The organism is Limnohabitans sp. DM1, assembly GCF_001269385.1.
GTDB lineage: Bacteria > Pseudomonadota > Gammaproteobacteria > Burkholderiales > Burkholderiaceae_C > Limnohabitans_A.
The window spans coordinates 255,779-277,879 of record NZ_CXOO01000022.1 but is presented as its reverse complement, the minus strand read 5'-3'; the positions used below and the strand labels follow the sequence as shown (position 1 = coordinate 277,879).

Genomic DNA, 22,101 nt, shown 5'->3' with positions numbered 1-22,101 from the left:
GGATGTGCTCCTTGAAAGATATGCTTTTGCCAAGGCGCGGCACTCTTGCTGTGCAAGTGCTCGCGCTGATGGCGCAATGGTTTGGAGGTTTGGTCGAAATGAAGATGGAAGTTGCTGAACAAAGTCAGCAAAAGGGGGCGCTGTGCTGCGCTTTACCCTTAGCGGCTGGTGCCGCTGATCTCAACCGTGACGCGTCGGTTAGGGCTGTTGCAGGCAATGTCCTTGGCCGTCGCCGTACGCCCACAGGTGCTCACCACCAGCGCATTGGCCCCAAGCCCTTGCGCTGTGATGAGGGTCGATTGCAGGCCGTTCTCTTGCAAATAATCTCGCACCGTCTTCGCCCGCTCGCTGGACAGGCGTTCGTTTAGCTGCGCCGTGCCTATCGGATCTGCATGACCGAACACATTCAGATGTTTGATGCTGCTGTAGTTGGCCTTGACGTTGGCAATCAAGTTATCCAGCGCCATGCGTCCTTGGGCTCCCAAGGCATTGCGGTCCGAGGCCGCAAATTCAAACAAGGCGTCTGCACTCAAGGTGATGGTTTGCACGGGCTCACTGGGCCTTGGCGCAGCAGCGCCTGCGCTGCGGCACACCTGCGCGGGCGTGACGCGTGAGATGGTGTGAATTTGCTCACGGGTGCCTGCCAGCTCTGCCAGGGCCTCTGACTCGCTGACTGGTTGCAGCACTTTGACGTTCCGATCCTCGACTACGCGCATGTAGTAGTTACGACCACCTTGCAGCTCCAGCTCGCTGATGCTTTCAAAGTTGTCTTTGATCTGATCTCCCACTTTCACCGGCTTGATGCCCAGATTGACTAAGCCAGGGCTGGCACACAAGCTGCTGAAGGCGCTGCGCGCCAATGTTGCGTGGTACATGCCATTGAAATAAATACTGGTTGAACCTTTGAAGGTGGAGGTGCGTGCTCTGTAAAAAGTCAATCGCATTTGCTGCTGATCAACCCCACCTGGCGCCACAAAGACATCGCCCAACTCAAATACACCTGCTTTGTCCCCGGCGCCACTGAGGCTGGATTGAAAAGCAGTTTGTGCGGTCGCCAAAGATGCCAGACACGCACCACTGATCAACAGACAGGCATTGACCATTGCATAGATATATGAAAATGGTAATTTTTTCATGATTTCGATATTTTTTTAATCATTTACGTACCCTTGTTCAGGTGGTAAATGCAATTCGGGCCGAATCTCCCTAGTTTTCTGGCCCGCGTGAGTCTCTGCAATTTTTTATTTATTGCTTCTATCTTTTCGATATTTTTACACACTTAAATACCAAAATTGTCCGAAAACTACCTTTTAGTACCCAAAACGAATTTTTTCCAATGGAAATTAGTACTAAAGTAATAAATTAAAACACTGCTGTCCAAAACAGCCGCCCTCATAAGGTTGGAGTGCTGATTCCATTCGGGTTTCGAGCGGTGTCTGATGGGCTTTCAATTTGGGTGCCTCCTTGTGCTGTGCAATATCACGACCACGCCAGTGAGGTTTGCGGATCGTCCTGCGGGTCCGGTGGCGTGGCAAACGGTTCATTGAGCCAGTGCATCAGGTCTCGGTGAGTGAACAAGTTCATGCGCAGCAGCGCCACCAAGTTGGACAAGCTCCATCCAGAGCGTGATGACAGCTGCACATAACGCAACAGCAGCATGCTGATCAATGCCGTCCAGATCTGCGTCTTGACCGCATTGGCCGAGGTGCCCACAAACGTCTTGATCTTCAGGTTTTGTTTGAGCGCCTTGAAAAACAACTCGATTTGCCAGCGGTCTTTGTAGATGGCCGCCACCGTGCTGGCCCCAAGTTTTGGGTGGTTGGTCAAAAACACCAACGTCTCTGCAGTGTCCGCACGTACAGCTTCAATGCGACGCAACAGATGGGGACATTTGTCCTTGGCCGCTGCAGCGGTGAGTCGAATGGTCTGATCTTTGAGGATGCCCCGGTTTTGTGGTGGCTCATGCTCGGCAACGACCTCATGGAGCGCATTGCTCTTCATGCGGGTGACAAAGTACACCCCGGCCTGCGTCCATTTGGCAAACAACCCGTAGTCGTTGTACCCCCTGTCATCGACCACGACGGTGCCAGGAGAAAAAGTCATCTGGTGCGCGGCTTTGACGTCATGCACCTTGCCGTCAGTGATCAGACCAAAGCACGGCAGATAGCCGTCGTGGTCCAGCACCAAGTGCAGCTTGACTGCGCCCTTGGTGCGTCGAAATTTGGCCCAGTCGTACATGGACAGGCACAGGTCAATGACGGTGGAGTCCAAGCTCACGAGCTTATTTTTAAAGCGAAATTTCTTCTTACCCAGGGCCTTGGCAGAGACAATGCCGAACAGACCGTGGAACACCTGCTCAAACAACTGCCATGGCCGATGTGCATTGGCGTAAGACAGGCTTGAGCGCGCAGGGGCCTGTATGCCCAGATGGGCGAGCTTGCCCTCACAGCTCTTGAGGCCTCCTTCAATCTCACGCCAGGAGTGGGCTCAGCCCAGTTGGCAAAACAACATGGCGACAAACTGACTCCAGCTGGACAGGCCTTTGCTGCGATGCTCGGCGCCTGTGGCTTTGACGATACTTTGGAAGTCATTGCGGGGTATGAGCTTGAGTATCTGGCTGAACATGCTGCATGATGCTTTCATGTTGGGTCTCCTTCGTGTGGGGGTAGGTGGGTTTGGCGATTCGCCTACACACTACACCGTTGGATGAACCAACACCTTTTTGTGTTCTTCGTCAATTTCACAGTGATTTTTCGCTTGCTGCGGGACAATCCAGTGATTCAAAATTTCCAGCTTGAACATGAAAGATGCCGCACTGTATGAGCATCTTCTTGAATTGAAGGCCCCATGGTCTGACAAGAAGGTGGACCTGTCCTTAGCCGATCAGCGTGTTGTGGTTGAGGTGGTTTTGAAGAAGGGCCAAGTGTGGGGCGACCCCACTGACGCCACCAAGAGGGCTCACATCAACGGATGGACCGAGCGCCAATGGCGCCACCTGGACACTTGCCAGTTCGAGACCCTCATCAAGGCACGGGTTCCCCAGCTCAAATATGCCGACGGCACGGTTGAAGAACTGACGGTGCCATGGGCCGAGCGCTACAGCCGCGTGACCACCTTGATGGTGGCCTTCGTGATCAAACTGCTGCAGGCCTGCCCCACCAAGCAAGCTGTTTTCACGCTCACCCGTCTTTCCTGGAGCACGGTCAATACCATCATGAACAATGCCGTTGTGCGCGGCATGCTGCGCAGAACCGAGGACGAAATCAGTTACATCGGTATCGATGAGAAGAGTTCTGAAAGAGGTCACACCTACGCCAGCATCTTGACTGATATTGACAGCTGGAGGGTGCTGGACTTGGTGCCAGACAGAAAGCTGGCGGCGGCCGTGAGTTTGTTGGAAACGCTCACGCCTGCGCAGAGTGCGTCGGTCAAAGCGGTGGCCATGGACATGTGGCCCGCATACACGAGTGCTGCCAAGCAGTGCGTAGCGCAAGCGGATATCGTGCATGACAAGTTTCACGTCACCAAGTACCTCGGCGATGCCGTGGATGCTGTCAGAAAGCAAGAGCACCGCAAGCTGTCGCAGGCAGGCACCTCGCCATTGGTGGGCAGCAAATGGGCATGGCTGAGGAAGTACCCGGATGGCCGCAGCACAGAGGCTGTGTCGTTTCGGGCCTTGAATCAGCTCAACTTGAAAACCAGCCGAGCCTGGTGCATCAAGGAGAACTTCAGTCACTTTGGGCGTTACAGGTACAAGGGCGCGGCTAGAAATTTCTTCAAAGCTTGGTCGAACAACGCGATGAGAAGTCGCTTGGAGCCGGTAAAGAAGGTTGTCAAGATGCTTCGTCGCCACGAGCAGGGGCTGCTCAACTACAGCCAGCACGGAATCAGCAACGCCTGCGCAGAAGGGTTCAAAAGCGCTATCCAGCGGATCAAAGCCAATGCGCGCGGGTTTAGAAAGTTCGCGAACTACCGTGCAAGGATCCTGTTTCATTGTGGCAAGCTCAATTTGGATATGGCTTGAAAAATCACAGTGGATTCAACGAAGCTCCAAAAAATGGAGCGGGAAACGAGGTTCGAACTCGCGACCTCAACCTTGGCAAGGTTGCGCTCTACCAACTGAGCTATTCCCGCAAATTTGCATCAAGTTGCGGCTGTTGAACTTGAGTTCAATTACACCGGTTTGAAGTTCCAGATTGCCAATCAACGGTACGACCACTAATGGCGCGTCGATGTAAGCGAGTGGTTTGGCTCCTCGACCTGGGCTCGAACCAGGGACCTACGGATTAACAGTCCGGCGCTCTACCGACTGAGCTATCGAGGAAAAACCGGAATGTGCAATTTTAGCAGTAGCCACTCTTCAATCTGAGAGCGAATTGAAGAATTATTTAAAGCATCTGTTGAAGGTGAAAGGATGACAAAACTGTTTCAAGGCATGGGAAAGACCAGGCACAAAAATATGGTCTCGAAAAAAGTGCAAAAACTTGTGCCCAAGAGGGCAGCTCAAAAACAGGGGGACAGGGCTTGAACGGAGCTGTTAGGGCTCAGAGTGACCTTCACATGGCTTGTTGGACGGTGCGCAATAAATGATAAAACTCAGGCCAGTACTGGCGTACATAACCTTCCTGCTCGGCCACATAAAAGGAGATGGCTGACAGTCCTATTGCGGTGATCAGCCACCACAGGACACGACCAGAACGAGCTTCAGGTAATGTCTGCTCTGTAGATTTGAATCCTGATTCGTCGCTAGGTTGCGAATCAGCTGAGGGGGTAGACAAACCGAGGGCAAAGGTGGTTTGCGATGCGGGAGCGGTTTTAACAGGAGGCATGGTTGCGGCCTCGCTGAGGGAAATGTGCGAATTCACGGCAATATCAATGGGTGAGGGGGCAGGCAAGATGGCTGTATTCGGGGCGGATGAAGATGAAAGGACAGTGGTGGACGCATTGGCGTTGATGCCCCTGACGACAGTGCTTCGCTGCAAGGTCACGACATTGGTGGCTGTTTGCAGGCCTGCACAACGCTCGTCAATATGGTTCCAATCTATGCCCAAAAGTTGAGCGATTCTGCGTGCAGCCTGTTGGCGCAAATTGTCCGAATAAAAAAGACTGTCAACGCCTTTTTCAATTTCGTAGAGTTGCGCGACGGAAATACAGGCCTCGGTCGCGAGCACTGCAGGATCAAGGTTTTGGGTCAGACGCAGCTGTCTGAGGACTTGACCTTTCATGTCTGATGAAGAGTCGTTGCCTTGCCCCAAAAGAATGACAGCATCACGGTTGGCTTGCAACAAATTCTTGTTGTGACCAGGCCGAGCCAGCGTTCTCGACAAAGATGAATTTTTTGAGAATGAAGTGAGCATCAGTTCCGGCATGAGGCGATAACTCCTGTGAGGTATGCGTGCAACCACAGTGAATTCAATGGACCTGAGATCACCTGAATCGTCGAGGGTGCACCCGCTTGTAAGGCTGAGCTTAACCCTTTTTCTTGACTGATGAGAACTACGGACAATGGTGCACGACCGCGTTGATTGAAATTTTCAAGCGCCTGGAACGTTTTTTCTTGTTGGGCTCGGGGCATGGACATTTCCACAACCATCATGTCCGGACGTTTACTGGACAGCTCCAGCAGGGCTTCTGTGACTGAGTCAAAGAAAGTGACGTCGACCGCAAAGTCCCAAAGTGAATAGTCCTTGATCAAATCTGACAGCAAAGTGGGTGTCTCCACCACCACCGTGACGCGTGGGCGAATGGTTGTCTTGGCGTAGTTGCCCAGAACGCTTCGCGAAGCGTTTTGGTAGTCCAAAATGGAATCGATAGAAATTCGTCGGTGACCTCCACGCGTCTTCCAGCCCTTGAGATCACCCTGATCGACAAGGGTTTGAACAAGCGTGGTGGAGAGCCCCAACATCCTCGCAGCCTCGGCGGTGCTTAAAAATTGTGGGGCATTCATGTCTGACTTTCGCTTCAAAGCGGGTTGAGATTCCGGCGAGGGAATGATTTCTTCGATGGACATGGTGTGGTCTTCACTCATAGGTATCTCCTGAATGTTGGTGATTCAACGTTCACGCAATGCTTGCGTCACGTTTTGCAAAGGTCGGAAGAGGTACTCAAGGACGCTCTTTTGTCCGGTTCGGATTTCAACGGTGGCGGTCATGCCGGGCAGGGGCACAAGCTTGAGCCCACGGCGCATGCTTTCGGGTTCCCTGACACGCACCATGATTCGGTAAAAGCCTTCTTCAAGTTCAACCGGATTGCCCGGCTTGCGTTGCTTTTCATCGCGCAGGGTGTCCGGGCTCAAATGCTCCAGCACGCCATCGAGTCCGCCGTATTTGTTGAAGTCATAGGCGGTCAATTTGACGGTGGCTTTTTGGCCGATCTTCAAAAAAGCGACTTCGGAAGGCTTGACGTAGGCCTCCACCAACATTTCGTCTTCAGTGGGCACAATTTCCAAAATGGGCTGGCCAGCTTGCACAACGCCACCCACGGTGGTGATCTGCACATTTTTGACAATCCCCTTCATGGGCGATTTGATGGTGGTGCGGTTGAGCGCATCAGCGCGGGCAGCGCTGTTTTCCTTGGTCTGGGACAACTCGGATGAGACGCGTACCAGCTCGTTGTTGGCATCTGTCAGATAGCGGTTTTGTCGTTCGGCGCGCTGGCCTTGCAGGTCAGACAATTGACGCTTGAGGCGCAACAATTCCACTTCAGACATCACGCCCTGTTTGACCATGGGTTCGGTGATGTTGAGCTCACGCGTGACGGCTGCCAATGAATTGTCCAGTGCAGACAATGATTCAAACAACGCACGTTTGCGAGCATTAAAGGCCTGCATTTCCTGCTGCATTAGGGCTGGGTAGTTCTTGAGTTCGGGGGGGAATGACAGGGCTGTGCCGTAAGACTCGGCCTTCAGCCGTGCTGCCATGGCTGCAAGGGCAAGGAATTTTTCTTGAGATTCACGGTACACCGCACCACTGCGCGCGTCGTCAATGCGAAGCAGGACCTGGTCTTTTTCTACCACGCTGCCTTCACGCACAAGCATTTCACTCAGAACGCCCGAGTCGAGACTCTGAATGACTTGTTCGCGACTGGTGGGGATCACTTTGCCCTGACCCCGGGTAATTTCATCCAATTCAAACTGATGGGCCCAGACCAGGGCGACGATCAACGTGAAGCCAGTCATCCAGACCAATGTTTTACTGGCACGGCGCTCGTCGTCCTCGACCGTGTCAATGCCAAAGCCTGAGCCTTGCATGCTCTTGGAGCGTTTGTCGGATTTGCGCTTCATGCTGCAGCTCCTTGAGCGCGAGCAGAGTTCACGTCAATGCCGCGTGAGAGTTTGTCGATCATTTCTTGTTTAGGCCCCAGCGCGACGCATTGACCGTTGTCGATGACAGCAATCATGTCCACCCATTCAAGAAGTTGGGGGCGGTGTGTGGACATCAGCAAGGTGCGGCCGTGCAACCATTCCTTCATCACTGCAATCACGCGGGCTTCCGTGTTTTGGTCCATGTTGGCTGTTGGCTCGTCCATGAACACCAATTGCGGGTTGCGCAGCATCATGCGCGCAATGGACAGCAGCTGGCGTTGACCGCCGGACAGACCGCCACCGGCTTCGGTGATGGGCATGTCCAGCCCCATGGGGTGACTGGCCACCATGTCATAGATATTCAAGGTCTTGAGCACTTCGGTGATCTTCATGTCGCTGATCCAGCTGTCAGCCAACACCATGTTTTCGCGCAAGGTGCCCATGAACAGCTGAGGGTCTTGGCCCACATAACCTATACGGCTGCGAACTTCGACAGGTTCCAATTGCTGCAAGTCGACACCATCGAGACGCACATTGCCCGCCTGGGGCAAATACAGACCGGCCATGAGGCGAAGCAAGGTGCTCTTGCCGCTGCCAACACGTCCCAACATGGCCACTTTTTGACCGGGGGCGATGTTGATGGACAGTTTTTTGATGACCGGGATCTTGTGCTGTCCGGGGTAGGCAAATTCAAGCGCTTCACCTTGCAGACCGCCGTGAATCACTTCCGGCACCACGTAGTTGCGCCCGTGAATGCGGTCGCTCGGACGCTTCATCAAGCCATCAAGAGTTTCCAGCGAGCTGACGGCTTGCTGATAGCGTGTCGCCAAGGACATCACGCTGGCCAATGGCCCTAAAGCACGGCCTGCCAAAATCACTGCCGCCATCAAACCACCAACGGTCAAGGTGTTGGCGTGAATCATGTAGACGCCGGCCACCACCATGCCCACCGTCACCAACTGCTGCGCAGCGGTGGTCAGGCCCATCACCCAGTTGGTCAGGCTGCGCGTTCGTTTGTAGGCATCGGCACCGGCCAAATTGGACATTTCCCAGCGGCGTTGCAAATAGCTTTCTGCGTTGTGGGCTTTGAGGAGTTCCAGGTTCAGCACAGCTTCCACCAAGACGCTTTGTTTGTCGCCAGACTCTTTCATGTTCTCGCGCATGGCGGACATGAGTGATTTTTGTGAGGCCAAGCCAATGAGAATCAACAAAGGCACAGCCAAGCCTGGAATCCAAGCCAGGGGACCGGCCACGATCGCAATCAAGGCCAGAAACATCAGAACAAATGGCATATCTGCGAGCAAGACCAAAGATGCTGATGAGAAGAAGTCGCGCAGCGATTCGAAGTCGCGCATGGAGCTGGCAAAAATGCCCACCGACTGAGGTCGGTGCTCCAAGCGAATGGCCATGATTTCGCGCAGCAAGGTGGCGTTGATGGCCAGGTCGGCCTTCTTGCCGCCCAAATCCACCAAACGGGCCTTGAGCCAACGCATGATGAATTCCATGACGATGGCCGCAGCGGTGCCAATGGCCAAGGTCCACAAGGATGCGTAAGCGCTGGTCGGCACCACGCGGTCATACACGTTCATGGTGAAGAATACGCTGGCCAAGGTCAGCACGTTGGCCACCACCGTGGCGATCATGGACTCCACATAAAAGTGACGGAATCGCCACAGCGTGCCCCAGAACCAACTGAAGGCTGCGCCTTTGAAAGGCGTGAGAGTTTGGTCGTGGCGCTTAGGGGGCAACTTGAGAGCCAGTACTTCTGGGCGAGCGAGGCCTTGCAACTCAGCCAAGGAGATGAGCTGGTCCTCCATGCCCGTTTCTGCCCACCAGACAACAGCGTTGGGGCCATCAATATTGCGCAAAACACAGGCACGGCCATCCGTGAGCGACATCAGCACGGGCAACACGTAGTGTGGGATATCCGCAATGCGGGTGCGCGACCAAGCCGCCATCAGGCCGTTTTTGTGCGCCATATCCGGATAAGCCGCCATGGGCACGCGACCACGCTCATCCAGAGCAAAACCTGCCCTCAGAACCTGAAAATGCACCGGGCGACCCAGCAGCTTGGCCGTCATGGCCAAGCACATCAGCAATGGATCGTTCATGCCGTCACTGGGTTTTTTGTCCGGTGGCGGGGACTTGAGCCCGGCGGCGCCAGGCGGCGTGAAGTTCAATAAGTTAGTCATGGGCCATCAATTCATCAAAGTGTTCAGGGTGCGCATCAACGCCCGGGCTGGGCAACCAGTCCTGGCTCTGCGTTGAAGCGGCGTGCCAAGTCACCTGTGGATGCCAACAAACGCACGCGAGCGATACGCTCATCATGAAAAGCTGTTCGTGCACTGGATCGGTAACTGAATGCATCGGCCTGCATGTTCAGCAACTCCAAGAGGGATCTGCGGGCGACGCGAAACTGTTGGCGGTAAGAATCGACCAATTTGTCGCCCACATCGGATTGCGCGTTGCCAGTGATCGTGCGCGATTGGGCCGACGCCCACTCTTGCCAAGCTAGGGCGGCTTTTTCTCTGGCCAATAAACGGGCTTCATCCAGTGCGAACTGTGCGGCTTTCAGTTGACCAACAGCAGTCTCAACGGCTGCCGAAGCGTTGCCACCCGAATAAAGCGGTGCATTCAGTTGCAATTGCGTGAGGACTTCGTCACGGGTTGTTGCAGTCGCAGCTTGTCTGGAGACAGCCAAGTCAACGGTAGGCCAGTGCTGCGCTTTGGCCATGCGCACAGCCGCTTCAGCTGCTTGCACTTGGGCTTGAGCTTGGGCAATGACAGGCAAATTGTTGGACACCATGTCCATGGCAGCGGCCATCGTTAAAGGCATGCGGCCCAGAGGACCCGTGCTGGACACCACTTCATCCAGCCCTGTGGGGCGGGCATCCAGAGGGCCAGACCAGTAACGGGTCATGCGCTGAATGGCCTGGGAAAAATCTGATTTGCGTTGCTGCAAGTTCAGCGTGGCGTTTTCCGTCCGCACCAGGGCTTGCTCATAGTCCACGCGGCGGCCCTTGTCGACCTCCGAGATCTTTCGAATGTCATCCAGCGTCTCACGGTGTGAATTCACATTGCGAACGGCCAAGTTGTAAAGGTCGGCTGTCTTGGCCCAGTTCAGGTAAGCCTCGGCAGCTTGTTGGGCCACGTCTTCCAGGGTAATGGCTTGTTGAAATTCGGACGCGCGCGCCAGTGCTTCAGAGCGCTGTGTGTCGGCTTCAATCTTGCCGCCTGACCACAGGTTCAAGCGGGTCGTGGGGGACAAAGTCAGACGTTGACTGGATGTCAAGGGTGTGCCGGAGGCATAAGAGTTGGCCGTGGCTGAAACCCCAATTTGTGGGTAATGAGCGCTGCGAGCGCGTGCAATGTCTGAACGCGCGGCTGCAGATTTGGCATTGGCGGACAGGATCGACGGGTAATCCTGCAATGCTTTGGATACGACGGCTGGCAATGTTTGCGCGAAGACACTGGCGGCCAGGCCAGACAAGAAGAATGATCCCAGGACCTGCCAGACCCGCTTGGAGCCCGCCCAGAAACGAACGCGCAGAACGGGCCTTGGCCCGGTGCCGCGAGGTCGTTTTTGATAAAACTTATTGAGCATCAAGAGAAAATTGCCAAGTACATGAAAACTGAAATTCTCAAGATAAAGTTTCGAGTGCGAATCCACCAATTGGGGTATGCCTCTCGGTGTTTTTGATGGAGATCGCGATGAAAAATTGTTTTTTGTAAGCTTAAATTCTCTTAATCAGAATTAATGAGTTCCAAAAAATTAAAATAATTTTTTCATCTTTTTCATGAGTTAGTTGATTTTTTTCAACGCCGATGCGTGAATTTGGGCAACAAAGCAGCATTTTCAGTGTTTTGTAGGCACTCTTTTGACCATCAAATCGGCTTGACTAGGTTGAAACAACTCAGTTGAAGCGAAAAAAAAGACAGTTGACGGGGTGTAAGACTGTCTAAATTGGTTAAATCAAAATAATCACAATTTTGCGAAGGCGCGTGTCATGGTCACGCGATGTATAGAGGCTGAAATTTGTAAATGTGCAACGAGCTCAGCAATTTCAAACCCCATAGCGGTCCCTGTAAGCCTGCACCTTGGGCAGGTGCTGACCCAGGTCATTGCCGCTTTGGCGCGACAGGTAGGCCAGCAAGTCCGACAGTTGGGCAATGCAGCACACGTCCATGCTCAGCGTGCCCCGAACGTACTGCACTGCGCTGTGCGGCACATCTTTGACCGAGCCGTCAGCCTGCTTCTCGGTGGCCATTTCCTGGCGGTCCAGCGCAATCGCGATGGCGTGCGGCGTGGCCCCGGCGGCCTTGATCAGCGCAATGGATTCGCGGGCGGCGGTGCCTGCGCTCATCACATCGTCCACGATCAGCACGCGCCCTTTGAGGGGGGCGCCCACCAGCGAGCCGCCTTCGCCGTGGTCCTTGGCTTCCTTGCGGTTGTAGGCAAAGGGCACGTTCTTTCCCAAGCGGGCCAGCTCGACAGCCACCGCCGCGCCCAGCGGGATACCCTTGTAGGCGGGGCCAAAAATCATGTCAAATTCGATGCCGCTGGCCAACAGGGCTTTTGCATAAAATTGCGCCAGTCGGCTGAGCTTGGCGCCATCGTCAAACAGGCCGGCGTTAAAAAAGTATGGGCTCATGCGCCCGGCTTTGGTCTTGAATTCACCAAAGCGCAGCACGCCCGAATCCACCGCAAACTGCACAAATTCCTGAGCGAGCGCCTGCATCTCGGCGCTGCTTGCCTGTCCTGTCACCATGGGGAAATCCTTGTTCAAACTCACCAGCCTTAACCTCAACGGCATCCGTTCGGCCACAACTAAAGGGGTCGCCGCGTGGCTTGCCCAAGAGAAACCCGATTGTATTTGCGTGCAAGAGGTCAAAGCCCAGGCCCCCGATGTGGCGGGCAAGTTTGAGGAACTCGCGGGCCTCAAGGGCCATTTTCACTTTGCCGAAAAAAAAGGCTACTCTGGCGTGGGCGTCTACACCCGCCACGAACCCAGTGACGTGGTGGTGGGATTTGACGGCGGCGAGTTCGACGCCGAGGGCCGCTATGTGGAAACACGCTTCGATACACCGCAGCGCAAGTTGTCCATCATCAGCGTGTACTTTCCCAGTGGCTCGTCCGGCCCCGAGCGGCAAGAAGCCAAGTTTCGCTTCTTGAACAAGATGTACCCCCACCTGATGGCCCTCAAAGCCGAGCGCGACTTCATCGTCTGCAGCGACGTGAACATCGCCCACCAACAGGCGGACCTCAAGAATTGGAAGGGCAACCTCAAGAACAGCGGCTTTTTGCCCGAAGAGCGTGCCTGGATGACACAGTTGACCACCGAAGGCGGTGTGGTCGACGTCTACCGCCACCTCAAGCCGCACACCACTGACGATTGCTACACCTGGTGGAGCAACCGTGGCCAAGCCTACGCCAAGAATGTGGGCTGGCGCTTGGACTACCACCTGGCCACGCCCGCCGTGGCCGAAAAAGCCCGCACCGAGCACATCTACAAGGGCGAAAAATTTTCCGACCACGCGCCGATCACCATCGCTTACGAGGGTTTGCTCTGAGGACCTTGAAGCTCTGAAACTGTTTCAATGGCTGCCTTGGCCCGTGAAGAGCCATACCAAGGAGGCGCTGTGAAAAAAATGTTCGGTGTTTTGGGTGTGCTGGTGCTGGCAGGGCTGGCTTATTTTGGCCTTTGGCCGGTCCCGATCGAGCCGGTCAGCTGGCATGCGCCCGCTGCACCGGGCTATGCCGGGCCACATGCGGTCAACCACAAGCTGGCCAAGCTCAACATGATCGACCTGGGTGCCGATGCGGGGCCGGAGCACATCGCCATGGGGCCTGACGGCAAGCTCTACACCACGGTGGAGAGTGGCCGCATTTTGCGCATGCAGCCTGACGGTTCGCAGCAAGAGGTGTTTGCCCAGACAGGCGGCCGGGTGCTGGGTTTTGACTTTGATGCCCGCGGCCACCTGATCGCGGCCGATGCGGTCAAGGGCTTGCTGTCGATTGCACCCGACAAATCCATCCAGCTGCTGACCGACAAGGTGGCGGTGAACGGTCAGCCCGACCCAATCCGCTATGCCGACGCGGTGGTGGTGGCCCAAAACGGCAAGATGTACCTGAGCGATGCGTCCACTCGTTTTGCCCCCAAGGACTGGGGCGGCACCTTCGAGGCCAGCGTGCTCGACATCTTGGAGCAAGCGGCCACGGGCCGGGTGCTGGAGTTTGACCCGGCCAGCGGCCAAACCCGCGTGGTGGCCCGGGGCCTGAGCTTTGCCAACGGCGTGGCCCTGAGCCAGGACGAAAAACACCTGTTTGTGAACGAGACTGGCAAGTACCGCGTCTGGAAAATCGACGTCAACGCCCAGAACCTGGACGTGGCCCAAGGCGGCGCACAGGCCCACGTGTTGTTCGACAACCTGCCGGGTTACCCCGACAACCTGATGCGCGGGCAGGGCGGCAAGATCTGGCTGGGCTTTGCCAAACCGCGCAATCCGACCATCGACCAGCTGGCTGACCAGCCCTTCATGCGCAAGGTCACGATGCGCCTGCCCCGCGCCCTGTGGCCTATTCCCAAAGCCTATGGCCATGTGATGGCGTTTACCGAAGACGGCAAAGTGGTGCAGGACCTGCAAGACCCCAGCGGCCTCTACCCCGAGAGCACGGGCGTGACCGAGACAGCGGACCGGCTCTACATCCACAGCCTGCATGCCAAGGGGTTGGGCTGGTTGCCGCGCTAATGTTTCAGCCGCGTGTGTAGGTGAGCATGCGGCCTTTGTAGGCGGCCACGCCCTCGTGTGCGGGCTGATCCAGCACCTGTTCATGACGGGCAAAGCCCAGCCGGGCCATCTGCTTGTGAAAGGCCGCACGGTTGCCCCGATTGGGATCGACCACCCAGATTTCCGAGCGGCTGGCGGCATGCGCATGGATGAAGCTGGCCAGCGTGCCCTCGTCGTCGCGCTCATACAGGATGTCGCTGCCCATGATCAAGTCAAAAACGCCGCTGGGCAGTGCGTCATGGGCTGTCGTCAAGACGGGCAAACCATCTTCGCGCAATGCCGCCTTGCCCCACAGGCCGTGACAGTAAGTCATAGGGGGCAAACCGTTCAGGCGCGTGTTTTCATCCAGAAAGGCGTGCGCCAAGGGGTGACAATCACTGGCGGTGACCGAGGCCCCTCGCCGATGCGCCACCAGACTGGCCAGCCCCAGGCCGCAGCCAATTTCCAAAATGCGCTCGACGGACACCGGGCGTTTGGCCATGCGTTCGGCCATGTGTTGACCGGAGGGCCAAAGCAAGCCAAACAAAGGCCAGGTGGCCGAGGAGATGCCCAAGTTCAGGGCCTCATCCAGGGGGTCGTGGAATTGGTTGTTGTCCAGCAGTGAGCGGATGAGCAGGTTATCCACCCCTGCAATGGCAACGCTGTGTTGTTGGGTCAAGTAGCCGGGTGAAGAGGGGTGCAAACAGACAATCGTTGCAGCGCAATGGCCAAAAATCAAAAGGCGCTGGCTGCGTTGGACTGTACACGCCCGTATCGGCCTGTTCTGTTGATCCCATCACGTTGAGCGCATGGTCGATAATTTGCAGCATGCTGCAATACCAAACCATCCCTGTCACGCCTTTTCAGCAAAACTGCTCCCTTGTTTGGGACGACCAAAGCCGCCAAGCGGCGGTGGTCGATCCGGGGGGCGATCTTGAATTGATATTGGCTGCCGTCAATACCCATGGCCTGCGTTTGGAGCAGATTTGGATCACCCATGGCCACCTGGACCATGCTTCGGGCACGGCCGACTTGGCCGAGCAGCTGGGCGGATTGCCCATCATTGGGCCGCACCCGGCAGACCAGTTCTGGATTGACGGATTGCCTCAGGCAGCTGCAGCTTATGGTTTTCCTCCAGCCAGAGTGTTTCATCCTACACGTTGGCTGGCCGATGGCGACACCGTGAGCCTAGGGGCGCACACCTTGCAGGTGCGCCATTGCCCGGGGCACACGCCGGGCCATGTGGTGTTTTATTCACCCGAGATCAAACGGGCATTTGTGGGGGATGTGTTGTTTGCCGGCAGCATTGGCCGCACGGATTTTCCGCAAGGCAACCATGACGATTTGATCGCCAGCATCATCCAACGCCTGTGGCCCATGGGCGACGACACGGTCTTCATCCCGGGACACGGCCCAGAGAGCACCTTTGGGCGAGAGCGCAAAAGCAACCCCTACGTGGGCGGAACCTGAGCCCAGCGCGCAACTGCATTCGCAGGTCGCTATTGGAAGCTCCGTATGGTTTCCGTAGGTCGGTGGCTTCAGCCCCGACATGTCCCCTTCGGCAGAGGCCAAAACGGCAGAGCTGAAGCTGCCGACCTACCAGACGGTCATTGCTCAATCACACACAACGTCGGACTCTTCGAGTACCTATCTACTGCGACGCAGCAGCCTCATAGGTCTGTGGTCGAAGAGCCCCGACATCGTGCGTAGCCAAAGCCCGCAACAGCGTCTGCAGGAAGGCAATCGAAGCCCCCTCATGGGGTTTTCGCAGGTCGGTGGCTTTAGCCCCTAAATGGGGCGTTGAATGAGTACCTGTGCCTCTTCAGCCCTGGCGCGATTGCTCGTACAGGTGCTGCACTTTGGGCAGATTGGCTTCGAGTTCCTGGATGCGGTTGGCGCCGCTGGGGTGTGTGGACAGGAAAGAGGGGCTGCCGTTGCCGCTGGCGGCGAGCATTTTTTTCCACAATGCCACGCTGGCTTCGGGGCGAAAGCCGCCGCGTGCGGCAATTTCCAATCCGACCAGATCGGATTCGGTTTCGTCGTCACGGCTGTATTTGAGCGTCAACAGTTGCGTGCCCAGATTGGCGGCCGCGTCGCCCAAAGAGCCCAGGCCCAGCAGTTGTGAGGCGATGGACAGGCCCATGCCGGTCATTTGGCTTTTGGCCAGCCGCTCACGGGCGTGTTCGCGCAGGGCATGGGCCATTTCGTGGCCCATGATCATGGCGACTTCATCGTCGTTGAGCTGCAGCTGTTCAAGGATGCCGGTGTAAAAAGCGATCTTGCCGCCGGGCATGCACCAGGCGTTGATTTGTTTGCTGCCGATCAGGTTGACTTGCCAGCGCCACTCGCGAGCACGTGGGTTCCATTGGGCCGTATGTGGGATGAGCCGTTGGGCAATGCCGTGCAGGCGTTTGAGTTGTGGGTGGCCTTCGGGGGCCAGGGCGCCTTTGTTGCGCGCTTCGGTCAGCACTTGGTTGTATTGCTGGCGGGCTGAGCTTTCCAGGGTTTCGGCAGGCACCAGGTTGCGCATGCTGGAAGAGGAGCCCACATCCACCTGTGCGAGTGCTGAACCCGCTGCTGTGGCGCCTGCGGCCAGCAAGAATGCACGCCGCGCTTGCCAGCGTGGTGACGGGTCATCAACTGGAGTGGAGGAGGATTTGAGATCGCAAAGGAAGCACATGGCGTGAAATCATACAGAACGCTCTGTGAGGGCAGGCACTGATAATCGCGTCATGCCCACATTGACCCCACCCCCTTTGCCCCAAGAACGCAGCTGGCGCGAGGCCTGGCGTTTGTATTTGCAACCCGCCAGCTTGCGCATGTTGTTGCTGGGTTTTGCGGCGGGTTTGCCGCTCTTGCTGGTGCTGGGCACCTTGAGCTTCAGGTTGCGTGAGGCGGGCATTGACCGCAGCACCATTGGTTATTTGAGCTGGGTGGGGCTGGCCTATGGCTTCAAGTGGATGTGGGCGCCGCTGGTGGACCGCCTGCCTATTCCGTGGCTCACGCACCGCCTGGGGCGTCGCCGCAGCTGGTTGCTGGCGTCGCAGGCCGTGATCATGGGCGGTTTGGTGGGCATGGCGCTCAACGATCCGTCTCAGGTGCTGGGGCCTTTGGTGGGCTGCGCATTGGCGGTGGCGGTGGCATCGGCCACCCAAGACATTGCGCTGGATGCCTACCGCATCGAGTCGGCCGAGGTGAACGCCCAGGCGGCGCTGGCCGCCAGTTACCAGACCGGTTATCGCCTGGCCATGATCTGGGCCGGTGCGGGGGTGTTGTGGATCGCGGCATGGGCCCAGGGGCCTCAAAGCACTGGTTATGCGCATATTGCTTGGCAAACCGCTTATTTGGCGATGGCGGCCAGCATGCTGCCCGGCATGCTCATGGTGTTGGGTGCCCCTGAGCCTGTGTCTGTGCCCATTCAGCCAGCGCGCAACGTGCGTGATTGGTTGCAGGGCGCTTTGATCGATCCTTTTGCCGATTTTTGGCGCCGTTACCGCTGGCAAGCGGTGTTGGTGCTGGCGCTGATTGCGGTGTACCGGATCAGTGATGTGGTCATGGGCATCATGGCCAATCCCTTTTATGTGGACATGGGTTTCACCAAGGACGAGGTGGCGGCGGTCACCAAGGTCTATGGCGTGGTCATGACCTTGTTAGGCGCCTTTGTCGGTGGTGTGCTTTCTGCGCGTTTTGGCGTGATACGCATCCTCATGCTGGGGGCCATCCTGAGCGCAGCCAGCAATGTGCTGTTTGCCTGGCTCAGCGGCGTGGGGCATGACGTGACGGCCCTGATCTGGGTGGTGTCGGCCGACAACCTGGCCAGCGGCATTGCGTCGGCCGCATTCATTGCCTATCTGTCATCGCTGACCAACATCACGTATTCAGCAACGCAATACGCCCTGCTCAGTTCGATGATGTTGCTGTTGCCCAAGTTTGTGGCGGGCTTTTCGGGTGACTTTGTCAACGCATACGGGTATGCGGATTTCTTCACCGCCACGGCCTGGCTGGGCTTGCCGGTGCTGCTGTTGGTGGCGCTGGCGTCAAAGGTGCGGTCATCGGTTTGAGGTCTGCAGTCACTGGATTGCCACGCTGCGCTCGCAATGACGGGGTTTGGGAATTGCGAAGTGACGGCATGAGGTATTTGCGCAGTGATGAAATAGACATCGCCACAATCTGCTCGCCATGCCAAAACTGATGGCCGTGTTTCAAATTATTGTGGGGGCCCTTAATTTGTTCGTCATCGCGAGGAGCACAGCGACGTGGCGATCCAGGGTTTACCGAACTTTACCTGCCTGATACCCACGCGCCCGATCGGCAGAGGATGATCAAGATATGAGCAATTTATTGATGATCGAAGACGATGCCCGCCTGGCGGGCATGGTGGCGGATTACCTGGGGGCCTCGGGTTTTGCTGTGAGCCATGCGCCCAATGCGCAACAGGGTTTGGCCAGGTTGCAGTCTGGCGATGTGGACCTGGTCATTCTTGACTTGATGCTGCCAGACATGGACGGTCTGCAAGTGTGCCAGCGCATACGCGTTTTATCAGGAGCGATGGGGCAGTTACCAGTGCTGATGCTCACGGCCAAGGGTGACCCAATGGACCGCATCATTGGCCTGGAGATGGGCGCCGATGACTACCTGCCCAAACCGTTTGAGCCGCGTGAGTTGTTGGCCCGTATCAAGGCCATCTTGCGGCGTAAAGGCCCCGACGCTCGCACCACTGCGCAAATCCTGCAGTTCGGCTCACTGGAGATTGACCGCGACGCGCGGCGTGTGAGTGTGAAGGGGCAAGCCTGCGAGTTGACTTCCTATCAATTTGATTTGCTCGTGGCTTTGGCCGAGCGGGCGGGTCGTGTGCTCACGCGTGACCAGATCATGGAGGCGGTACGGGGGCGTGAGCTGGAAGCTTTTGACCGGTCAATAGACGTGCACATGGGCCGCATCCGCGCCGCCATCGAGCTGGACCCCAAAGCGCCCCAGCGCATCCTGACCGTGCGCGGTGTGGGCTATGTGTTTGCACGCCAGCAGGACTGAAGCCATGTCACCCAAAATGCTGTTGCGCGCCTGGTCCAGACACTTGTACCTGCGCATCTGGCTGACCGTGGTCTTGGGCGTGGCCTTGCTCATGGGGGGCGTGGGGTGGGCCTGGCGGGTCTCGGTCGAACACAACACTGCGCCTCAGCCGCAACGTGAGTGGGTGATCATGAACGCCCAAGGTGATGTGCTGGCCAGCACCACTGTTCGCCCCCGCGCAAACGCGCCGCTCTTGTTTGAGGTACCCCTGGCCGATGGCAGCAAGATGACTTTGCAATTGCAACGCAAGGGCGAGTGGAGCGCCGGGCAAAGAATGGGGCAGAGGGGGCCAGCGCACCTGCACAATGAACAACCTTGGTGGACCAAGCCCCCCTACGGCTTTGTGTGGATGTTGGCCCTCATGGGTGTGGCCGTGGCGCTGGTGCTGTACCCCATCGTGCGTCGGTTGACCCTGCGCCTGGAAGTCCTGCAACGTGGTGTGCAGCGCTGGGGTGAAGGCGATTTATCGGTGCGTGTGCCGGTGCAAGGTGACGATGAAGTGGCCGATTTATCGCAACGCTTTAACCACGCCGCACAGCGCATTGAAAGTCTGATGGCCGCACAGAAATCCCTGCTTGCCAACGCCTCGCACGAATTGCGCTCCCCCCTGGCCCGAATCCGGATGGGGCTGGAACTGATGGAGGTCGCAAGGGCTGACGCCACCTCCCACCAGCGCAACCGCGCCGAAATCCTGCGCAACATGGCCGAGCTCGATCAACTGATCGATGAAATCCTGCTGGCCAGCAGGCTCGACGCTAAAGAGGTGGACTTGGGCACCGTGGAAGCGGTCGATTTGGTCGGCTTGTGCGCCGAAGAGTGCGCACGCGTGGGCGCGTTGCTGGATGTGCCGGAGGGGATGAGCTGCCTGGAGGTGCAAGGTGTGAGCAAATTGCTGCGCCGGATGGTGCGTAATTTGCTGGAGAACGCTCGACGTTATGGCGCGACTGACGGAAAAAGTGATGACATTGTGGTTTCACTCAGGCAGGCCGACCAAGAGGTGCATTTGAAAGTCTGCGACTCAGGGCCGGGTGTGCCGCTTCAATGGCGTGAACGCATTTTTGAACCGTTTTTCCGTTTACCGGGTGCCAGTGAGCGAGGCGGTGGTGTCGGCTTGGGGCTGGCACTGGTCAAGTCGATTGCCGAGCGTCATGGTGGGCGTGTGCAGTGTCTGGCACGAGCAGGCGGCGGAGCCTGTTTTGAAATCAGCTTGCCTCAAAACAAAACGGCGAACGCCTGAGCGTTCGCCGCTGTGCATCCCGGATGGGGATATCAATGGTGGTTCCCCACCACCTCCCCTGCTTTCAATTTGTAAACCGTGCCGCAATAGGGGCACTTGGCTTCACCGGTTTTGGCCACATCCAGATAAACCTTGGGGTGGCTGTTCCATAGTTTCATGTCGGCTTTGGGGCTGGGGCAAAACACACCGCCTTGGGGGTTCAAATCGGTGGCCAGAAGTTCAACAGCTTGGGTGCTCATCTTCTCGCTCCTTAAACCAAAGTCATCCAGTGGGCGTACTTGGGGTTGCGCCCGTTGACGATGTCAAAGAACGCAGTCTGGATTTTCTCGGTGATGGGGCCGCGGCTACCCAAGTAGTCGTCTTTGCCCAAGGCGATGCGGTCGAGTTCACGAATCGGCGTGACTTCGGCGGCGGTGCCGGTGAAGAAGGCTTCGTCGGCGATGTAGACCTCGTCGCGGGTGATGCGCTTTTGCACGATCTCCAGACCCAGGTCCTTGGCGATGTGGAACACCGTGTTGCGGGTGATGCCGTTCAGGGCACCGGCCGACAAGTCGGGCGTGTAGATCACGCCGTTCTTGACCACAAAAATGTTCTCGCCCGCGCCCTCAGACACAAAGCCCGAAGTGTCGAGCAACAGGGCTTCGTCGTAACCCTCGTCGGTCACTTCCATGTTGGCCAAAATCGAGTTGGTGTAGTTGCTCACCGCCTTGGCCTGCGTCATGGTGATGTTGACGTGGTGGCGGGTGTAGCTGCTGGTTTTCACGCGAATGCCGCGCTTCATGCCTTCTTCGCCCAGGTACGCGCCCCAGGTCCAGGCGGCCACCATGAGGTGGATGGTGTTGCCCTTGGGGCTGACGCCCAGCTTCTTGTCACCAATCCAGGTCAGGGGGCGGATGTAGCCGCTTTCCAGGTTGTTCTCGCGCACCACGGCGCGCTGGGCTTCGTTGACCTGTGCTTGGGTGAAGGGAATGGCCATGCGCAAGATCTTGGCGCTGTTGAATAGCCGCTCGGTGTGCTCCTGTAGGCGGAAGATGGCGGTGCCTTGCTCGGTTTTGTAGGCGCGCACGCCTTCAAAAGCGCCGCAGCCGTAGTGCAGGGTGTGGCTCAGAACATGGATCTTGGCATCGCGCCAATCGACCATCTGGCCGTCCATCCAGATTTTTCCGTCACGGTCAGACATAGAAGGAATAACGACGCTCATCATGTGTCCTTAAAAGAGAGGTGCTTTGCACGGTGCTAAACAGACATTTTACGGTCTGGATGGCCCGCGTTTACTCGGGGCGTTGCAATGTCCATTCGATCAGTTTGCCACCCATAAAGGTGCAGGTGAGCGTCGATTGGCCGGTGTCCGTCCAGGTGAAAATTTCAGGTTGCTCGTCCTTGGGGCTTTGCAGGCGGCCCAGCGAGCGTGTCATGGCGATGACATGCATCAGGCTGACGCCCTTTTTGAGCTTGGCGTTGAGCATGACAGCGCTGGCCACATGGCCTATGGGCCGGTCAGCCGCTTTTTTGAGGATGGTCAGCAAGCGGGTGAAATGCAGCAAGATCCACATGACCACGCCGCCCCCCGCCAAGGCAATGCCCGCCCAGCCAAACTGTCGCCAGGCACCCACGGTGAGAATGATGATGGCCACAGGGGCGATGATTTTGGTGAAGTTCATGGGGTGTTTCAAAATACTTGCAGGGATGATAACGAACAGCTGCCTTGGCGCACTGAAGGCCA

The 22,101-nt window shown here is 57.0% G+C and carries 21 protein-coding genes and 2 tRNA genes; 7 read left to right on the top strand and 16 right to left on the bottom strand.

Annotated elements, in window-relative coordinates:
* Nucleotides 1-158 precede the first annotated feature (158 nt).
* The 3 genes from AMM33_RS09060 to AMM33_RS22400 all read right to left on the bottom strand — a co-directional run bounded on the left by AMM33_RS09060 (nt 159) and on the right by AMM33_RS22400 (nt 2,643).
* On the bottom strand, nt 159-944 hold the full coding sequence (locus AMM33_RS09060) for an OmpA family protein (protein WP_194945350.1): 786 nt from the start codon (nt 942-944) through the stop codon (nt 159-161).
* Nucleotides 945-1,479: 535 nt separating this feature from the next.
* Nucleotides 1,480-2,469 carry an IS4 family transposase gene (locus AMM33_RS09055; RefSeq protein WP_090140503.1) on the bottom strand — a complete coding sequence of 330 codons (990 nt, stop codon included), beginning with the start codon at nt 2,467-2,469 and terminating at the stop codon, nt 1,480-1,482.
* A gap of 18 nt (nt 2,470-2,487) precedes the next feature.
* Nucleotides 2,488-2,643 carry a DUF4372 domain-containing protein gene (locus AMM33_RS22400; RefSeq protein ID WP_090140501.1) on the bottom strand — a complete coding sequence of 52 codons (156 nt, stop codon included), beginning with the start codon at nt 2,641-2,643 and terminating at the stop codon, nt 2,488-2,490.
* 157 nt (nt 2,644-2,800) lie between these two features.
* Between AMM33_RS22400 and AMM33_RS09045 the strand changes: the two genes are divergently transcribed.
* Nucleotides 2,801-4,024, top strand: coding sequence for an ISL3 family transposase (locus tag AMM33_RS09045; protein ID WP_090140499.1), 1,224 nt, complete (start codon nt 2,801-2,803; stop codon nt 4,022-4,024).
* Nucleotides 4,025-4,058: 34 nt separating this feature from the next.
* On the opposite strand, the gene AMM33_RS09040 is transcribed toward AMM33_RS09045, so the two are convergent.
* The 8 genes from AMM33_RS09040 to pyrE form a co-directional block, all read right to left on the bottom strand.
* Nucleotides 4,059-4,134 (bottom strand) — tRNA-Gly (locus AMM33_RS09040).
* A gap of 114 nt (nt 4,135-4,248) precedes the next feature.
* Nucleotides 4,249-4,324, bottom strand: a tRNA-Asn gene (locus tag AMM33_RS09035).
* A 232-nt stretch (nt 4,325-4,556) separates the two neighbouring features.
* Nucleotides 4,557-5,369, bottom strand: coding sequence for a helix-turn-helix domain-containing protein (locus AMM33_RS09030; protein WP_090140496.1), 813 nt, complete (start codon nt 5,367-5,369; stop codon nt 4,557-4,559).
* A complete protein-coding gene (locus AMM33_RS09025) occupies nt 5,357-6,028 on the bottom strand; it encodes a helix-turn-helix domain-containing protein (protein ID WP_194945349.1) in 672 nt (223 codons plus the stop codon). Before AMM33_RS09025 ends, AMM33_RS09030 begins: the two co-directional genes overlap by 13 nt.
* A 24-nt stretch (nt 6,029-6,052) precedes the next feature.
* The gene (locus tag AMM33_RS09020) at nt 6,053-7,282 is read right to left on the bottom strand and encodes an HlyD family type I secretion periplasmic adaptor subunit (protein WP_090140495.1); all 1,230 of its coding nucleotides are present in this window, start codon (nt 7,280-7,282) and stop codon (nt 6,053-6,055) included.
* Nucleotides 7,279-9,495, bottom strand: a complete 2,217-nt coding sequence (locus tag AMM33_RS09015) for a type I secretion system permease/ATPase (RefSeq protein WP_090140493.1) — start codon at nt 9,493-9,495, stop codon at nt 7,279-7,281. The genes AMM33_RS09020 and AMM33_RS09015 overlap by 4 nt, the downstream gene beginning before the upstream one ends.
* Before the next feature lie 35 nt (nt 9,496-9,530).
* Entirely contained in the window at nt 9,531-10,907 is a 1,377-nt protein-coding gene (locus AMM33_RS09010; protein WP_090140491.1) for a TolC family protein, read from the bottom strand.
* 460 nt (nt 10,908-11,367) lie between these two features.
* A complete protein-coding gene (pyrE, locus tag AMM33_RS09005) occupies nt 11,368-12,072 on the bottom strand; it encodes an orotate phosphoribosyltransferase (RefSeq protein WP_090140490.1) in 705 nt (234 codons plus the stop codon).
* A gap of 10 nt (nt 12,073-12,082) precedes the next feature.
* On the opposite strand from pyrE, the gene AMM33_RS09000 reads away from it, so the two are divergent.
* Nucleotides 12,083-12,874 (top strand): exodeoxyribonuclease III, encoded by a 792-nt coding sequence (locus AMM33_RS09000; RefSeq protein ID WP_089952598.1) that lies wholly within the window; start codon nt 12,083-12,085, stop codon nt 12,872-12,874.
* A 78-nt stretch (nt 12,875-12,952) separates the two neighbouring features.
* Nucleotides 12,953-14,053 (top strand): SMP-30/gluconolactonase/LRE family protein, encoded by a 1,101-nt coding sequence (locus tag AMM33_RS08995; RefSeq protein ID WP_090140582.1) that lies wholly within the window; start codon nt 12,953-12,955, stop codon nt 14,051-14,053.
* Nucleotides 14,054-14,057: 4 nt separating this feature from the next.
* Here the strand turns inward: AMM33_RS08995 and AMM33_RS08990 are convergent, their stop codons facing one another.
* Entirely contained in the window at nt 14,058-14,750 is a 693-nt protein-coding gene (locus tag AMM33_RS08990) for a class I SAM-dependent methyltransferase (RefSeq protein ID WP_228768034.1), read from the bottom strand.
* Nucleotides 14,751-14,899: 149 nt separating this feature from the next.
* On the opposite strand from AMM33_RS08990, the gene AMM33_RS08985 reads away from it, so the two are divergent.
* On the top strand, nt 14,900-15,541 hold the full coding sequence (locus tag AMM33_RS08985) for an MBL fold metallo-hydrolase (RefSeq protein WP_090140486.1): 642 nt from the start codon (nt 14,900-14,902) through the stop codon (nt 15,539-15,541).
* Nucleotides 15,542-15,893: 352 nt separating this feature from the next.
* Here AMM33_RS08985 and AMM33_RS08980 read toward each other — a convergent pair whose 3' ends face one another.
* The gene (locus AMM33_RS08980) at nt 15,894-16,751 is read right to left on the bottom strand and encodes a M48 family metallopeptidase (RefSeq protein ID WP_090140484.1); all 858 of its coding nucleotides are present in this window, start codon (nt 16,749-16,751) and stop codon (nt 15,894-15,896) included.
* A 52-nt stretch (nt 16,752-16,803) separates the two neighbouring features.
* On the opposite strand from AMM33_RS08980, the gene AMM33_RS08975 reads away from it, so the two are divergent.
* The 3 genes from AMM33_RS08975 to AMM33_RS08965 all read left to right on the top strand — a co-directional run bounded on the left by AMM33_RS08975 (nt 16,804) and on the right by AMM33_RS08965 (nt 20,378).
* On the top strand, nt 16,804-18,132 hold the full coding sequence (locus AMM33_RS08975; protein WP_090140483.1) for an AmpG family muropeptide MFS transporter: 1,329 nt from the start codon (nt 16,804-16,806) through the stop codon (nt 18,130-18,132).
* Nucleotides 18,133-18,400: 268 nt separating this feature from the next.
* Nucleotides 18,401-19,102 (top strand): response regulator, encoded by a 702-nt coding sequence (locus AMM33_RS08970; RefSeq protein ID WP_090140480.1) that lies wholly within the window; start codon nt 18,401-18,403, stop codon nt 19,100-19,102.
* A gap of 4 nt (nt 19,103-19,106) precedes the next feature.
* Nucleotides 19,107-20,378, top strand: a complete 1,272-nt coding sequence (locus AMM33_RS08965) for a sensor histidine kinase (RefSeq protein ID WP_194945348.1) — start codon at nt 19,107-19,109, stop codon at nt 20,376-20,378.
* A gap of 32 nt (nt 20,379-20,410) precedes the next feature.
* Here the strand turns inward: AMM33_RS08965 and AMM33_RS08960 are convergent, their stop codons facing one another.
* The 3 genes from AMM33_RS08960 to AMM33_RS08950 all read right to left on the bottom strand — a co-directional run bounded on the left by AMM33_RS08960 (nt 20,411) and on the right by AMM33_RS08950 (nt 22,039).
* A complete protein-coding gene (locus AMM33_RS08960; protein ID WP_090140478.1) occupies nt 20,411-20,617 on the bottom strand; it encodes a zinc-finger domain-containing protein in 207 nt (68 codons plus the stop codon).
* Nucleotides 20,618-20,628: 11 nt separating this feature from the next.
* Complete coding sequence (locus AMM33_RS08955; protein WP_090140580.1) at nt 20,629-21,579, bottom strand: branched-chain amino acid transaminase; 951 nt, start codon at nt 21,577-21,579, stop codon at nt 20,629-20,631.
* A gap of 70 nt (nt 21,580-21,649) precedes the next feature.
* A complete protein-coding gene (locus AMM33_RS08950) occupies nt 21,650-22,039 on the bottom strand; it encodes a glycerate kinase (RefSeq protein ID WP_090140476.1) in 390 nt (129 codons plus the stop codon).
* Nucleotides 22,040-22,101 lie beyond the last annotated feature (62 nt).

Coding starts and splice junctions, on each gene's coding strand:
- AMM33_RS09025 (WP_194945349.1), bottom strand. CDS start 6,028: ATGAGTGAAGACCACACCATGTCCATCGAAGAAATCATTCCCTCGCCG.
- AMM33_RS22400 (WP_090140501.1), bottom strand. CDS start 2,643: ATGAAAGCATCATGCAGCATGTTCAGCCAGATACTCAAGCTCATACCC.
- AMM33_RS09015 (WP_090140493.1), bottom strand. CDS start 9,495: ATGACTAACTTATTGAACTTCACGCCGCCTGGCGCCGCCGGGCTCAAG.
- AMM33_RS08995 (WP_090140582.1), top strand. CDS start 12,953: ATGTTCGGTGTTTTGGGTGTGCTGGTGCTGGCAGGGCTGGCTTATTTT.
- AMM33_RS09045 (WP_090140499.1), top strand. CDS start 2,801: ATGAAAGATGCCGCACTGTATGAGCATCTTCTTGAATTGAAGGCCCCA.
- AMM33_RS08980 (WP_090140484.1), bottom strand. CDS start 16,751: ATGTGCTTCCTTTGCGATCTCAAATCCTCCTCCACTCCAGTTGATGAC.
- AMM33_RS08970 (WP_090140480.1), top strand. CDS start 18,401: ATGAGCAATTTATTGATGATCGAAGACGATGCCCGCCTGGCGGGCATG.
- AMM33_RS09020 (WP_090140495.1), bottom strand. CDS start 7,282: ATGAAGCGCAAATCCGACAAACGCTCCAAGAGCATGCAAGGCTCAGGC.
- AMM33_RS08950 (WP_090140476.1), bottom strand. CDS start 22,039: ATGAACTTCACCAAAATCATCGCCCCTGTGGCCATCATCATTCTCACC.
- AMM33_RS09030 (WP_090140496.1), bottom strand. CDS start 5,369: ATGCCGGAACTGATGCTCACTTCATTCTCAAAAAATTCATCTTTGTCG.
- AMM33_RS08985 (WP_090140486.1), top strand. CDS start 14,900: ATGCTGCAATACCAAACCATCCCTGTCACGCCTTTTCAGCAAAACTGC.
- AMM33_RS08975 (WP_090140483.1), top strand. CDS start 16,804: ATGCCCACATTGACCCCACCCCCTTTGCCCCAAGAACGCAGCTGGCGC.
- AMM33_RS08955 (WP_090140580.1), bottom strand. CDS start 21,579: ATGAGCGTCGTTATTCCTTCTATGTCTGACCGTGACGGAAAAATCTGG.
- AMM33_RS09060 (WP_194945350.1), bottom strand. CDS start 944: ATGCGATTGACTTTTTACAGAGCACGCACCTCCACCTTCAAAGGTTCA.
- AMM33_RS08965 (WP_194945348.1), top strand. CDS start 19,107: ATGTCACCCAAAATGCTGTTGCGCGCCTGGTCCAGACACTTGTACCTG.
- AMM33_RS09010 (WP_090140491.1), bottom strand. CDS start 10,907: ATGCTCAATAAGTTTTATCAAAAACGACCTCGCGGCACCGGGCCAAGG.
- AMM33_RS08960 (WP_090140478.1), bottom strand. CDS start 20,617: ATGAGCACCCAAGCTGTTGAACTTCTGGCCACCGATTTGAACCCCCAA.
- pyrE (WP_090140490.1), bottom strand. CDS start 12,072: ATGGTGACAGGACAGGCAAGCAGCGCCGAGATGCAGGCGCTCGCTCAG.